Origin of the sequence: Pseudomonas sp. S60 (assembly GCF_016647865.1) — a bacterium.
Classification (GTDB): domain Bacteria; phylum Pseudomonadota; class Gammaproteobacteria; order Pseudomonadales; family Pseudomonadaceae; genus Aquipseudomonas; species Aquipseudomonas parafulva.
On the sequence record NZ_JACVVH010000080.1, the window covers coordinates 1 to 13,772 of the forward strand.

Annotated in this window: 11 protein-coding genes and 1 tRNA gene; 5 read left to right on the top strand and 7 right to left on the bottom strand. The window is 61.4% G+C overall.

Annotation, left to right across the window (positions count from 1 at the left end):
- Nucleotides 1-152 precede the first annotated feature (152 nt).
- The 3 genes from IAE33_RS23710 (at nucleotide 153) to IAE33_RS23720 (ending at nucleotide 4,991) form a co-directional block, all read left to right on the top strand.
- Nucleotides 153-1,946 (top strand): ABC transporter ATP-binding protein/permease, encoded by a 1,794-nt coding sequence (locus tag IAE33_RS23710; RefSeq protein WP_201165621.1) that lies wholly within the window; start codon nucleotides 153-155, stop codon nucleotides 1,944-1,946.
- Between the two features lie 187 nt (nucleotides 1,947-2,133).
- Nucleotides 2,134-4,362 (top strand): TonB-dependent siderophore receptor, encoded by a 2,229-nt coding sequence (locus IAE33_RS23715; protein ID WP_201165623.1) that lies wholly within the window; start codon nucleotides 2,134-2,136, stop codon nucleotides 4,360-4,362.
- Between the two features lie 176 nt (nucleotides 4,363-4,538).
- On the top strand, nucleotides 4,539-4,991 hold the full coding sequence (locus IAE33_RS23720) for a histidine phosphatase family protein (RefSeq protein ID WP_442967401.1): 453 nt from the start codon (nucleotides 4,539-4,541) through the stop codon (nucleotides 4,989-4,991).
- 3 nt (nucleotides 4,992-4,994) lie between these two features.
- On the opposite strand, the gene IAE33_RS23725 is transcribed toward IAE33_RS23720, so the two are convergent.
- The 3 genes from IAE33_RS23725 to IAE33_RS23735 form a co-directional block, all read right to left on the bottom strand.
- The gene (locus IAE33_RS23725; protein WP_028634553.1) at nucleotides 4,995-5,780 is read right to left on the bottom strand and encodes a sulfite exporter TauE/SafE family protein; all 786 of its coding nucleotides are present in this window, start codon (nucleotides 5,778-5,780) and stop codon (nucleotides 4,995-4,997) included.
- A gap of 131 nt (nucleotides 5,781-5,911) precedes the next feature.
- Nucleotides 5,912-7,798, bottom strand: coding sequence for a methyl-accepting chemotaxis protein McpA (gene mcpA, locus IAE33_RS23730; RefSeq protein WP_201165625.1), 1,887 nt, complete (start codon nucleotides 7,796-7,798; stop codon nucleotides 5,912-5,914).
- 142 nt (nucleotides 7,799-7,940) lie between these two features.
- The gene (locus tag IAE33_RS23735) at nucleotides 7,941-8,819 is read right to left on the bottom strand and encodes a LysR family transcriptional regulator (protein ID WP_201165626.1); all 879 of its coding nucleotides are present in this window, start codon (nucleotides 8,817-8,819) and stop codon (nucleotides 7,941-7,943) included.
- A 101-nt stretch (nucleotides 8,820-8,920) separates the two neighbouring features.
- Between IAE33_RS23735 and IAE33_RS23740 the strand changes: the two genes are divergently transcribed.
- Nucleotides 8,921-9,349 carry a PACE efflux transporter gene (locus IAE33_RS23740; protein ID WP_201165630.1) on the top strand — a complete coding sequence of 143 codons (429 nt, stop codon included), beginning with the start codon at nucleotides 8,921-8,923 and terminating at the stop codon, nucleotides 9,347-9,349.
- 29 nt (nucleotides 9,350-9,378) lie between these two features.
- On the opposite strand, the gene IAE33_RS23745 is transcribed toward IAE33_RS23740, so the two are convergent.
- The 4 genes from IAE33_RS23745 to folD form a co-directional block, all read right to left on the bottom strand.
- Nucleotides 9,379-10,047, bottom strand: coding sequence for a GntR family transcriptional regulator (locus IAE33_RS23745; RefSeq protein ID WP_028634549.1), 669 nt, complete (start codon nucleotides 10,045-10,047; stop codon nucleotides 9,379-9,381).
- A gap of 16 nt (nucleotides 10,048-10,063) precedes the next feature.
- Entirely contained in the window at nucleotides 10,064-10,768 is a 705-nt protein-coding gene (locus IAE33_RS23750; protein ID WP_201165631.1) for a FadR/GntR family transcriptional regulator, read from the bottom strand.
- Nucleotides 10,769-10,812: 44 nt separating this feature from the next.
- Nucleotides 10,813-12,123 (bottom strand): C4-dicarboxylate transporter DctA, encoded by a 1,311-nt coding sequence (locus tag IAE33_RS23755; protein WP_201165632.1) that lies wholly within the window; start codon nucleotides 12,121-12,123, stop codon nucleotides 10,813-10,815.
- Nucleotides 12,124-12,479: 356 nt separating this feature from the next.
- Complete coding sequence (gene folD, locus IAE33_RS23760; protein WP_028634546.1) at nucleotides 12,480-13,334, bottom strand: bifunctional methylenetetrahydrofolate dehydrogenase/methenyltetrahydrofolate cyclohydrolase FolD; 855 nt, start codon at nucleotides 13,332-13,334, stop codon at nucleotides 12,480-12,482.
- A 271-nt stretch (nucleotides 13,335-13,605) separates the two neighbouring features.
- Here folD and IAE33_RS23765 point away from each other — a divergent pair.
- Nucleotides 13,606-13,682: transfer RNA gene (locus tag IAE33_RS23765), tRNA-Arg, on the top strand.
- Nucleotides 13,683-13,772 lie beyond the last annotated feature (90 nt).

Sequence of the window (13,772 nt, forward strand, 5' to 3'; positions counted from 1 at the left end):
CATTTCGCAAAACCCCTATCTGCGTATGCAGGTAGGGGTTTTGTCTTTGTGGGTTATTAAACCCTGGCGCAAACATGAAACCTGCGTCATCTATGCCTGATGCCTGCTGGGCCGGTGCTACGCTCGCGGAAACTCCGCAAGGGTACTTCACCATGGAAATGAACTGGCACCAGGCCCTGCAACAGAGCCTGACCTGGCTTGCAATTGCCTCGTTTATTACGTTCGCCTGCTTCGCCATCGCGGCGGCTCTGGCTGTTCGCTACGCGCGCTGGGGGCAGCAGTTCTGGCAGGTGGCAGGCCCGTATTTCAACCCCAGGCGCAGCTGGAAGCCCCTGCTGGGCTTCGCTGCGCTGCTGATACTGACGCTGTTTTCGGTCCGCCTGGAAGTGCTGTTTTCTTACTGGTACAACGGCTTCTACAGTGCGCTGCAGGGCCTTGACCAAACTGCGTTCTGGTCACTGCTTGGCGTGTTCGCGATACTGGCAACCATCCACGTGCTGCGCTCGTTGGTCGCTTTCTACGTTAGCCAGGCTTTCAGCATCAGGTGGAGGGTTTGGCTTACCGAGCGCCTGACCCGTGACTGGACCCAGGACGACGCCTACTACCGAGGTCGTTTCGTGAGTGAGCCCGTGGACAACCCGGATCAGCGGATCGAGCTGGATGCCAGCGTGTTCGTCAGCAGCTCCCTGACGCTGGCCTTAGGGGCTGTGAGCGCTTTGGTTTCACTGGTCGCCTTTACCGGCATCCTCTGGGGGTTATCGGCGCCGCTGACGGTTTCCGGTATCGACATCCCCAGGGCCATGGTGTTTGCAGTGTACGTGTACGTGCTATTGGCCACCTGGGTAGCCTTCCGCTTGGGTAAGCCACTCATCAAGCTCAACTTCCTCAACGAAAAACTCACCGCCAACTTCCGTTACGCCTTGATGCGCATGCGCGAGAACGCGGAGAACATCGCTTTCTATCAAGGTGGCACGCTTGAGCGACACACGCTGCTAGGCCGGTTCGGCGCATTGATCCTCAATGCCTGGGCGCTTGTTTTCAGAAACCTCAAGTTCAGCGGTTTCAACCTGGGGGTAAGCCAAGTTGCAGTGGTGTTCCCCTTCATTCTCCAGGCACCCCGGTTTTTCAGTGGTGCGATCAAGCTGGGCGATGTGATGCAGACCTCGCAGGCGTTTGGTCAGGTACAAGATTCGCTGTCGTTCTTCCGTGAGTCCTACGATGCATTTGCCCAGTACCGTGCCACCCTGAATCGTCTGACCGGCTTTTTAAATGCTAATCAGCAGGCCAGGGCGTTACCCCGCACCGAGGTGAGCGACCAGCCCGATGGGCTGCTTGTTGAGGGCTTGCAGGTCAGGCGCCCGGACGGCATCCCGCTGATCTCAGACCTCGATCTGGACCTGCGTGCTGGCCATGCACTGTTGATTCAGGGTGCTTCGGGCAGCGGCAAGACCACGCTGCTACGCGCGCTGGCTGGTCTGTGGCCTTATGCTGACGGTGCGGTGCGGCGTCCTCCAGGCCTGCATGCGCTGTTCCTTTCACAGCGCCCATACCTGCCCTTGGGGAACCTGCGCACCATCATCGCTTACCCGGCCACTTACTCGCTCAGTGATGAACAGCGGGTGGCGCAGGTGCTGAGCCAGGTGAGCCTGAGCCACCTGCGCGAACAGTTGGACACTCAATGTGATTGGTCGGGCGTGCTGTCCCTCGGTGAACAGCAGCGTCTTGCCTTCGCACGCGTACTGTTCAATCGCCCTGAGGTGGTGTTTCTCGATGAGTCCACATCGGCAATGGACGAGGGCCTGGAACACGCCATGTATTCCCTGCTTCGGCAGCACATGCCACGCGCCTTGCTTGTCAGTGTGGGGCACCGCAGTACGCTCGCCGGGCTGCATACCCATCGACTGCGCTTGGACGGCGAGGGTGCATGGGGCATGCAACCCCTGTGAACGTAGGTCGCAGCCTGGCATAAGGTTCCCTGGGAAGGTGTAAATTTCGTAAATACGATATAAACACAATTGAGAATAAATGTATTTTCCATCCCTGTTGGCCACTCGAGCAGTGCGGGCCGGTGGGCGAGGGCTCCCGGTGACCCCGGGTGCGCCGTTTCGCCCTTGAACAGCAGGAGATGTACCGATGCAGTGCAGAACTTCACCCAACAGCCTGGCCCTGGTGCTTTTCTCGCTGGTGTCACCGGCCGTGATGGCCACCGCCACCTCGACCGACGATAAGGGTGAGGTTCTGAATGCCCCATCTGCCGACAACGCCCTGGTGATTCAGGACACACTGATCACAGCCGAGCGTGAGGCCCGGCAAGCACTGGGCACCTCGATCATCACGGTTGAAGACATCAAGCGCCACCCACCAGCCAATGACTTGTCCGATATCATCCGCCGCGAGCCGGGTGTGAACCTGACCGGTAACAGTGCAAGCGGTGCGAGGGGCAACAACCGGCAGATCGACCTGCGCGGCATGGGCCCGGAAAACACCTTGATTTTGATCGACGGAAAGCCCTCCAACGCCCGCAACGCGGTACGTTATGGCTGGAACGGCGACCGTGACACCCGTGGGGAAACCAACTGGGTGCCGGCCGAGGCAGTCGAGCGCATCGAGATCCTGCGCGGTCCGGCTGCTGCCCGCTATGGCTCAGGCGCCATGGGCGGGGTGGTGAACATCATCACCAAGCGCCCTTCCGATGAACTCAAGGGTGGCGTGAGCCTGTACACCCAATTGCCTGAAGACAGCGCCGAAGGCGCCAGCCGGCGGGCCAACTTCAACCTGAGCGGCGGCCTTACCGAAAACCTTGGCCTGCGGGTTTACGGGGGTTTGGCCAAAACCGATGCCGACGACCTGGACATCAACGACGGCCACGCCACCAGCGCGTTGGTGGCGGGCCGCGAAGGTGTGCGCAACAAGGACATCAATGGCCTGGCGAGCTTGAGGCTTAACGATGAGCATCGTCTCGAAGCCAGTGCGGGCTACAGCCGTCAGGGCAATGTGTTCGCGGGCGATACCATGAACAGCAACGGCGGTGGTGATGTCGATTTTGTTTCCAGCCTGTATGGCCATGAAACCAATGTCATGCAGCGCAGCACTTACGATCTCACGCACCTTGGGGATTTCACCTGGGGCACCAGCAAAACCTCGCTAGGCTACGAGTACGTCCGTAACTGGCGCCTCAACGAAGGCCTGGCAGGCCGCACGGAGGGTGCCCCCAGTGGCGAAGGCGCTGCCATGTCGCGGTTGCGCAACACCCGGTTGAGCAGTGAGGTGAACCTGCCGTTTGCACTGGGCAGCACCGAACACGTACTGACCCTGGGTGGCGAGTACCTGTACGAGGCGCTCAATGACCAAGGCTCGTTACGCCCGCAGAGTTCTGACCCTGCCGGGGGTGGAAGTATTGCCGGCTTCGAGCGCAGCAACTCCAAGATGACGGCCCGCAGCCATGCGTTTTTCGTCGAAGACAACATCGTGGTTGGCAACACGACCGTCACGCCTGGCCTGCGTTTCGACCACCACGAAACCTTCGGCGACAACTTCAGCCCCAGCCTTAACCTTTCCCACAAGCTGACCGACGCATTGTCGCTCAAGGGTGGCATCGCACGGGCCTACAAGACCCCGAACCTGTACCAGTCGAACCCCAATTACCTGCTGTACAGCCGAGGCAACGGCTGCAGTGTCCTGCAAACCAACCGGGGCGGTTGCTACCTGCAGGGTAATGCGGACCTCAAGCCTGAAATCAGCGTCAACAAGGAAATCGGGCTGCAATACGACCAAGGCAGCTGGCGCACCAGTGCCACGTACTTCCGCAATGACTATAAAAACAAGATCATCGGCGATACCGATGTGCTGTATACCCTCGGCACAGGTAGCCGTGTGACCCAGTGGGACAACGCCGGCAAGGCGCGCGTGGAGGGCATCGAGGGCAACTACTTCGTCGAATTGACGCCCACCCTGGACTGGAATACCAACCTCACCTGGATGCTGGACAACCATAGCCGTGAGACCGGCGAGCCGCTCTCGGTCATCCCGCGCTTCACCGTCAATACCACCCTGGACTGGCGCGCTACCGAGCAGCTGTCGTTGCAGGTGGCGGGGACCTGGTTCGGCAAGCAGAAGTCGCCATCCTACAACTACCGCACCCAACAGGACTACGATACCAGTGCGCAGCAGGATGTAGACGCCTACGGCCTGGTGGATGTCAGTGCAGGCTACGCATTCAATGCCAACTACGATGTGCGCGTTGGAGTGAACAACGTCTTCGACAAGCAGATCCTGCGCGGTGGCAATGCCAGCACCTCTGGTGCCAACACCTACAACCAGCCGGGCAGGGCGCTGTTCATGGCATTGAATATCAACTTCTGACGCACCGGCCGCCCCGCTCCTGGGGCGGCTGCCTTTGATGTCCGGGCAGCAGGCGTGCTAAACCGTACGCTTGTTTCCGCGAGACCTCAGCATTGAAAGCCACGCACCTTACCCTCGTTTGCCATGCCTTGACCCAGTCGCAGAAGGCCGGGCGCCTGCCCGCACCTGGCGACCTCCTGGTCCAGTCAGCCTGGCAAGCCTTCGAGACGCCGCCAGATACACACGTGATCACAGCACCCGAGCAGCGCGCGCGCGAAACGGCAAGCAGGTTCGGACACGCACGGGTAGCGCCGTTGTTGGCCGATTGCGACCTCGGTGACTGGCAGGGGATGCCGCTGAAGCAGTTGCAGGCAGAGCAACCGCAGGCGCTTGCTGACTGGCTGCAGGACCCGGCCAGCACGGTGCACGGTGGCGAGTCCTTCGCTGCGGTGTGCCAGCGCATGGCGGCATGGCTGGTAACCTTCGACAGGCCTGGGGCGTGGTTGGCAGTGACTCACCCATGGGTAATACGCGCTGTGCTGGTGCAGGTGCTGGGCTGCCCACTCAGTGCAGCCCAGCGCATCGACATCCTGCCATTATCGCGCCTGCAGCTCGCCAGTACCGGTCAGTGGCGCCTGCGGGTCAGCTGAGCCTCAAAACGCCAGCTTATAGCCGATCAGCAACAGCATCGCAGCCAGGCAGGGGCGCAGCACACGGTCCGAGATCCGCCCGGTGAGATGGCTGCCCAGGTAGATGCCTGGCAACGAACCCAGCAGCAGATAACCCAGCAGTGACCAGTCCATGTTGCCCATGCCGGCATGCCCCAGGCCGGCCACCAGGGTAAGCGGGACGGCGTGGGCGATCTCTGTGCCTACCAGGCGACGGGTGATCAGGAAAGGGTAGAGCAGGAACAGCGCCACCGTGCCCAACGCACCGGCGCCGATGGACGTGAGCGTGACCATCACGCCCAGTACCACGCCCGTGAGGATGGTCAGGGTATTGAGGCTGCGGTCGCTCAGGTGATAATGGTCGCCGGCATGGCGGCTGGCAAAGGCCTGCAGGCGGGACTTGAACAGGATCGCCAGCGCGGTGAGGATCAACACCACAGCGAGGCCCTGCTTGATGATGGCGTTCACCGCCGTGGTGTCTGTGTGCAGGGTGCTGAGAAACCACAGGGTCAGTGCCGCGGCCGGCACGCTGCCCAGGCTGAGCAGGCCCGTTATCTTCCAGTCGATGTTCTTGTTGCGCGCATGTACCCACACGCCGCTGGCCTTGGTGATGGCCGCGTAGAGCAAGTCGGTGCCAACGGCCGTGGCCGGGTTGATGCCGAACCACAACAGGATCGGGGTCATCAGCGAGCCGCCACCTACCCCGGTCATGCCGACGATGAAGCCTACAACCAGCCCTGCAATGGTGAACCCAAAAGAACCTACATCCATACGCTACTCGACTGCCCAGCTTTGCCCGTTATCGGATGCAGCCAGCATATAGATTTTTTTATAGCCAAATAGACTTGTTCGTTATTAGGTTATAACCAGGGGTGGCGCCAGGTTGCGCCACCCCCACTGGGTCAGATCCTGAAGCTGCCCACCAGTTGCTTCAGGCGCCCGGCCTGCTGAGCCAGCTGGTCACAGTGCAGCAGGGTTTCATTAAGGTTCTCCACCCCTTGCTGGTTCAGCGCGTTGATCTGTGTGATGTCCAGGTTCAGGCTTTCGACAACAGCTGTCTGCTCTTCGGTAGCGGTGGCGACCGACTGGTTCATGCCATCGATTTCACCGATCCGCTGGGTAACGCTGGCCAGGCGCTCTCCCGCCTGGTTGGCAACCTGTACCGTCTGCTCGCTGGACACCTGGCTGGTGTTCATCGTGTGCACGGCCTCCCGCGAACCCACCTGCAGGCTGGTGATCATGCGGTGGATTTCTTCTGCCGACTCCTGGGTACGGTGTGCCAGGTTGCGCACTTCGTCGGCCACCACGGCGAACCCGCGGCCCGCTTCACCCGCACGTGCGGCCTCGATTGCCGCGTTGAGGGCCAGCAGGTTGGTCTGTTGGGAGATGCCCTTGATCACGTCGAGGATCTTGCCGATTTCATCGGTACTGGCGTTGAGCGTCTCGATCTGCGCGCAGGACTCGCTGATGCGTTGCGACAGGGCGGTCATGGCGCTGATCGCCTCTTCGACAACCGCCCGGCCACCATGGGCCTGCTCGCTGGCGCCGCTGGCGTGCTGCGATGCATCGGCGGCATTGCGGGCAATTTCCTGGGTCGCAGCCCCCAGCTCGTTGATCGCTGCGGCCACGCTGTTGGTGCGCATGCTCTGCTCTTCAGAGCCATTGATGGACGCGTTGGATGCACTGACCACTTTCTCGGACAGGTCGTGAACCAGGCGCGTGGCCGACGATACTTCGCTGATGGACGCATGAATGCGTTCGACGAACCGGTTGAAGGAGGCTGCCACCTCACCGAACTCATCCTGGTTCTGCACCACCAGGCGGCGGGTGAGGTCGCCTTCGCCCTCGGCAATATCGCGCATCGCACGGCCCATGGTCGTCAGCGGCCGCATCAGCACCGGGATCAGCAGGCCGAGCACAGCGGCGATGGCCGCCACGGCGATGAGCATTGCAATGATTGCAGAGGTGCGGAACTGGCTGAGTGCGGCGTAGGCCTTGTCCTTGTCGATCGACAGGCCAATGTACCATTGCGCCGACGGCAGGCCGGCAACCGGAGCAAACGAAATCAGGCGCTCCTGGCCGTTGAGGGTGACATCCTGCATGCCTGCAGCGACCCGCAGGTTGCTGCCGGGGTAAATGTCTTTCAGGTTCTTCATGACCTGGTCTTTATCGGGGCTCACGATCACCTGGCCAGTGCTGTCTGCCAGGAAGGCGTGGCCAATGCCGCCAAAGTCGACCGAGTTGATGATTTCGACCAGGGTATCGAGGCTCACGTCGCCCCCCACCACGCCCATCATCTCGCCATTGACCTTGCTTTTGACGGGCACGGCGACGGTTACCATCAGGCCGCCTACGGCACCTTGGTAGGGTGCTGTCAGTACAGTCTGCCCTGCGCTGGCAGCCACGCCATACCATGGCCGCTGCCTGGGGTCATAACCTGCGGGCATCTGTGCATCGGGGCGCTGGGTGAAGCTGCCGTTGGCCTGGCCGAAATAGGTGAAGAGGAAGTTGCGAGTGTACGAGGGCTGCTCGATCAACCCGGCCAGCTCGTTGCCGGCGCCCAGCAGGCCAATATCCTGTGCCAGGTTTTCCAGCACCAGAATGCGGCCGCCCATCCAGTTTTGCACGCTGCTCGCCGTCAGCGCTCCCGACTGCTCCACCGAAGCTTCGATGTTCTGGCGGATGGTGTTGCGTTGCAGATAATCGTTGTAGAGGGTGAACAGGGCGAATGCCAGCACCACGACACCGCAGGCGCTGAGCAGGATCTTGTGGCGAAATTTCAGGTTCATGTTTCGAGACCTTGAGCCAATGAGGGGAGGGCGCCGTGCGCTCATGACGCACTGCGGGGCCTGTCGACCGGGGTATCGGCTCACCCGGTAAAAGGTTGATACACCTACGGAAATTTCTTAAGGGCGTTTCGACAAACGGCGTTCAGCAGGCTGCCAGCTGTTCGATCAGCAGCCGCGCAGCTTGTTGCAGCGGCTGCTGCTTGCGCCAGAGGATATGCACCGGCAGCTGCAGCGCGTTGCGTGTGTTGCGAAAGTGCAGCCTCACCAGCCGGCCGCTGGCCAGCAACGGCGCCACCCGGGACAGTGGCAGGTCGCCCCAGCCCAGGCCGGCCTGGACCATCTGCAGGGCAAGGTCAAAGCTGTCGGTGGACCAATGCGCGGCGCCGATCAGGGGGCGGGGGTCGGCCAACGGCAGGTCGCGGCTGCGCACCAGAATCTGTCGAATCCGGGTCAGGTCCTCCAGGTAGTGTATGGCGCCGCCGTCCAGGGCAGGGTGAGCAGGGGCCAGGGTCGCTACCAGCGACTCTTCACCTATGAATTGAAAGCCGCGGTGGCCCTCCACCTGCAAACCGGCGAAGGCCACGCACAGGTCTGCACGACCGCTGTCCAGCAATTGCAGCGCTTCTTCCTGAGGGGCGCTGAGCAAGGTAATGTCCAGCAGGGGATAGCGTTCGCCCAGCCGGGCGATGGCCGCCAGCAGCGGGCCGTGGTCGATATCAGGGGCTACCGCCAGCGTGAGGCTGCTTTCCAGCCCTCGCGACAACTCCAGCGCATGCACCTGCAGCAACCCCAGTTGCTCGGCTATCAGCCGGGCATGCGGCTCCAGCGCCAAGGCCTGCGCGGTGGGGCGCACTTCCCGTGCGCCCCTTTCGAACAGGCTGTAGCCAAGCTCGGCCTCCAGGTTGCCAATCCCCATGCTCACAGCTGAGGGTACGCGCTTGAGTGTGCGTGCGGCCGCTGAGAACGACCCTTGGTCGAGTACGCTCAGAAACAGCTGAATATTGTCGCTGGAAAAATTCATCGGGCTCTCCTGTCAGCTCATCTGACAGCTGCTGACTTTTACTGTCAAGCAGGGTGAAGCAAACTTCGCGCAATCATGTCGTGATGTTGGAGGAAAGCGCTGTGCAGGGTCTGAAACGCAAGCTGGTGTATGTGACGTTCTACGAGTTGATTGGGTTGTGCATGTCCACGCTCGGGCTCGCTTACCTGTCTGACACCCAGGCGTCCCACACTGGCCCGCTGGCGGTGATGATCACCACCATCGCCATGCTCTGGAACCTGATCTACAACACGGTGTTCGAGTATTGGGAAAGCCGCCAGCGTACGCGTGGGCGCAGTGTGGCAAGGCGCATCGTGCATGCCATCGGCTTCCAGCTGACGCTGGTGATCTACCTGATACCGCTGATTGCCTGGTGGCTAGGCATGACCCTTATGGAGGCGCTGCTGGTAGACATGGCGTTCATCATCCTGGTGCCGTGCTACACCTTTGCCTACAACTGGGCATTCGACCGGCTGTTCGGCCTGCCAGCGTCAGCCATGGCGCCTGCCTGATCAGGCGTTGATCCGGCGCCGCCCACTGCTCAACCCAGTTGGAGCTTGCCTTCAAGCCGGTCGAGGTGCTTGTGCATCAGTGCCAGCGCAGCGGGCGCGTCGCCTTGCTCCACCGCATCGATGATCGCGGCGTGCTCCTGCCATGCACAGTGGTCGCAGCAGGGGGATTCGTAGCGGGCGATGATCAGCGAGGTCATCGGTACCAGCCCGTTGAGAAAGCGCGCCAGCGGGGCATTGGCCGCCACCTGCGCCAGTTTGAGATGAAACTCGCCGCCCAGCCGGATGGCTGCGCAGCGCTCGCCATTGTCGTGGTGCTGGCGTTCGCGTTCTACCAACTGGCGAAGCTGGCGCACCTGCGCTGGCCGGGCACGTTCGGCCGCCAGGGTAATCAAGGTGGTTTCGGCCAGGCGCCGGGCGCTCAGCACCTGGCGTGCCTGCTCAGGGTCGGGCGCCGCCAGGTGTGCCGTGTGGCTAGGGCGTTGCACCACCACTTGTTGGTCGCACAGGCGCCCAAGTACCCGGCGAATGACCGTACGGCTGACGCCAAAAGCATGGCCCAGAGCCTGTTCGGGTAGCAGGCTGCCGGGCGGCAAGCGCTGTTCGAGGATCGCATCGAACAGCCGCGGGTAGATCTGCTCGGCCGAGAGCCGGGTTTCCCCCGCAGCAAGCAGGGCAGGCAAAGGGTGGGCGCCGTTCATCGTCGCTCTCCTGGGGTCAAGGGGTCGGGTGCTCATCGGGTACATTCAGGGCAATACCCATACGCAGCCCTTCTGCCAGAATGTGCTGTCGCATCTGCGCGCTGGCTTGCGCGCTGCTGCGTTCGCGTATGGCGCGCACCACGGCTTCATTTTCTTTCAGCCGCGCTGCCAGATGCTCCGGTGAGTTGCGCAGCATGTCGGCGCTCTGCTTGAGGGCGTTGCCGGTTTGTTGCACCACGCTCTGGAAGATCGGGTTTGTGGTAAGGGCGAACAGCGCTTCGTGGAAAGCGATGTAGGCTTTTACCCCCGCCTCGCTGTCGTGCGCCTCCAGTGCTTCGCGCATGTCCATGAGGGTCAGGCGTAGTTGGCCAATGTCCTGGCTGTTGGCCGATTGCGCCACCAGGCCGACGATGAACGGCTCCAGGGTGTAGCGCAGCTCCAGCACATCGGCAAGGCTCGCCGCTGCGCCGGTGTCCAGGGTACGTTCTTGGACTGCACCCTCACCGTCGAGCACCAGTACGCCTTTGCCTGGCAATGATCTGACCAGGCCCAGGGTTTCCAGAACGGTTACCGCCTCTCTCAGGCTCGGCCGGCTGATGCCCATTTGCTCGGCCAGCTCGCGCTGGCCAGGCAGCATGTCGCCGCTGCGCCATTGGCCCCTGGCCAGGGCCTGGCGCAGTTTTTCAACCACTGAATTGACGACGGTGGATGAGCTGATCAAAGTTCGCTCCTTGGAGGGCCGGCACGGGGGCCGGCCGCACGCTTTCAAAAGTCCTGTTGATGGGGGCCTGGTTGTTTGCGGGGTGTGTGCGCAAAGCCGGGTTTGCCGTCGAGCACATTGTTGGCCCGCTCAAGGTCGATGTCCTTTTCCCAGCGTGCAATGGCCACCGTGGCGACGCAGTTGCCAATCAGGTTGGTCAGCGCCCGGCCGATGCCCATGAACCAGTCCACAGCCAGTACCAGCACCAGGCCAACCACCGGTATCGCCGGCACGGCGGTCAAGGTCGCCGCCAGAATCACCAGTGCAGAGCCTGGGATGCCGTGAGCGCCTTTGGAAGTCACCAGTGACACCAGCAAAATGGTCAGCAGGTCGGTCATTTCCAGCGGCGTGCCCGTCGCATTGGCGATGAATACGATGGCCAGGGTGAGGTAGATGGAGAAACCATCGAGGTTGAACGAGTAGCCGGTAGGAATCACCAGCCCCACCGTGGAACTGCCGATGCCCAGATGCTCCAGCTTGCGCATGATCTGTGGCAGCACGGCGTCGGACGAGGCGGTGCCCAGCACGATGGTGAGCTCTTCACGCAGGTATTTGATCAGGGGCAGCAGCTTGAGGCCAGACAAGCGCATCACGGTGCCCAGTACAATCAGCACGAACCCTGCGCAGGTGAGGTAGAACAACGCTACCAGGCCGCCCAGGTGCTGCAGCGATTCAAGGCCGTACTTGCTGGTGGTGAAGGCGATGGCACCGAATACGCCAATGGGCGCCAGGCGCACAATCATGCCCATGATGCGGAAGATCACATGGCTCAGCTCGTTGATCAGGCGCGAGATGCCGGCCGCCGAGTCACCCACCAGGTTGAGTGCACTGCCGAACAGTACCGAGAACAGCAGCACTTGCAGGATATTGTTGTCGGCGAAGGCCCCGACCACCGAGTTGGGGATCAGGTCCATGAAGAAGGCGGTGGCACCATGGATGTGCTGGCCGCGCTCCGCCAGGCTGCTGGCGTCGGCGCTGGACAGCTGGTCCAGATGAATGTTGGCACCGGTACCGATCCCGCTGGTGAAGGCGAACACCAGGCCGATAACCAGGGCCAGTGTGGTCAACACCTCGAAATAGATCACCGATTTCAGGCCGATGCGGCCGACCTTCTTCAGGTCACCTGCGCCGGAGATACCGCTCACTACCACGCAGAAGACGATCAGGCCGATGAGCATCTTGATCAGCTTGATAAAGCCGTCGCCCAAGGGTTTGAGTTGCAGGGAAAGGTCGGGGAAGCTGAGTCCGCAGACGACGCCGAGGGCGAGGCCTAGCACGACTTGAAGAAAGATCGAACGCGAGCACCATTTGAGCATGGAAGTGATCTCTGATCGGTGTCCTTGCTTCGATAGCCGCACGGGGCGAAAGAGCGCAGGACTTAATTATTGTGGTCTTACCGGTTTGTTCAGCGCGTGGTCATAAAACCCCGAAATATTCTGCAATGCAAGGGTTTTTGGCCTTACCGGTCTGACCAGTTGTGGTGCACTCCAGTGGCCCGGGCTCTACTACGGTGCGTGCAGTGGTTTTGACGAACCGCACGCGGGGGTTGCTGCACAGTGCAACGTATTGGATTGCAATCTGCTTGCCAGCTACCCGGCGATTAGCGGCTGCTCAAATGCAAGGCAAAAAAAACGGCACCTGCATGAGGTGCCGTTGTGGATGGCCAACAGTATCAGCCGTGCAGCTCTTCTGCTGCATACAAGGTGTTTTCCAGCAGGCAGGCCCGGGTCATCGGCCCGACGCCGCCTGGCACCGGGGTGATCCAGCCGGCGCGGGGCAGGGCGGTCTCGTAGACCACATCGCCGACCAGCTTGCCGTCTTCCTGGCGGTTGATGCCCACATCAATCACGATGGCACCTTCCTTGATCCATTCACCCTTGACCAGCCCCGGCTTGCCGGCAGCCACGACCACCAGGTCAGCACGGCCAACGTGGCCAGCCAGGTCCTGGGTGAAGCGGTGGCAGACGGTCACGGTGCAGCCGCCGAGCAACAGCTCCATGGCCATAGGCCGGCCAACGATGTTGGAGGCGCCGACGATCACGGCATTCATGCCGTACAGGTCCTGACCGGTGCTCTCGAGCAGGGTCATGATGCCCTTGGGTGTGCACGGGCGCAGCAGCGGGATACGCTGGGCCAGGCGACCGATGTTGTAAGGGTGGAAACCGTCCACGTCCTTGTCCGGGCGAATGCGCTCGAGCAGCAGTGAGGCGTCCAGGTGCGCCGGCAGTGGCAACTGCAGCAGAATGCCATCGACGGCTGGGTCATCGTTGAGGCGGTCGATGAGTTCGGTCAGTGCTTGTTGGGTGGTCTGGCTGGGCAGGTCGAACGCCTGGGAGATAAAGCCGACTTCTTCGCAGTCCTTGCGCTTGTGCGAGACATAGACTTGGGAGGCAGGGTCGGTGCCGACCAGGATCACTGCCAGCCCCGGTGTACGCAGGCCCTGCTGGCGCCGCTCCACGACACGTTGAGCGATCTGCTGGCGCAGCTTGGCGGCGATCGCCTTGCCATCGATTAGGTGTGCAGTCATAGACGCGTGATTAACCATCGAGAAGGAAACAATAAAGAGGGCGCATTCTCGCACGACATCGGCCAAGGGCAAAGGCGGGTGGTCGGGCAAATGCCCTAACCCCTTCAATAATTTATATTTTTTTGAAAAAGGTGTTGACGACCTACAGGGTCGCCTATAAGATTCGCCGCACTTGTCGGACACAGCCTAGCACTGGTTGGCGAAGTCGGGCAGAATGAGCCGTTTGGCAGCAGCCTGCAAAACTTCTCGTTCGGTTAGGCTTCATGCTTAAGCGCCCGTAGCTCAGCTGGATAGAGCATCCGCCTTCTAAGCGGATGGTCGCAGGTTCGAGTCCTGCCGGGTGCGCCACTTAGGCAGCTTTGGCAAGCAAGTAGGCTGTAATGCAATATGGTGGGCGTAGCTCAGTTGGTAGAGCGCTGGATTGTGATTCCAGTTGTC

Bases quoted from the DNA above. Each gene is read 5' to 3' on its own strand.
- IAE33_RS23755 (WP_201165632.1), bottom strand. From the start codon at position 12,123: ATGCTCAAATGGTGCTCGCGTTCGATCTTTCTTCAAGTCGTGCTAGGC.
- IAE33_RS23725 (WP_028634553.1), bottom strand. From the start codon at position 5,780: ATGGATGTAGGTTCTTTTGGGTTCACCATTGCAGGGCTGGTTGTAGGC.
- IAE33_RS23710 (WP_201165621.1), top strand. From the start codon at position 153: ATGGAAATGAACTGGCACCAGGCCCTGCAACAGAGCCTGACCTGGCTT.
- IAE33_RS23745 (WP_028634549.1), bottom strand. From the start codon at position 10,047: ATGAACGGCGCCCACCCTTTGCCTGCCCTGCTTGCTGCGGGGGAAACC.
- IAE33_RS23715 (WP_201165623.1), top strand. From the start codon at position 2,134: ATGCAGTGCAGAACTTCACCCAACAGCCTGGCCCTGGTGCTTTTCTCG.
- mcpA (WP_201165625.1), bottom strand. From the start codon at position 7,798: ATGAACCTGAAATTTCGCCACAAGATCCTGCTCAGCGCCTGCGGTGTC.
- IAE33_RS23735 (WP_201165626.1), bottom strand. From the start codon at position 8,819: ATGAATTTTTCCAGCGACAATATTCAGCTGTTTCTGAGCGTACTCGAC.
- folD (WP_028634546.1), bottom strand. From the start codon at position 13,334: ATGACTGCACACCTAATCGATGGCAAGGCGATCGCCGCCAAGCTGCGC.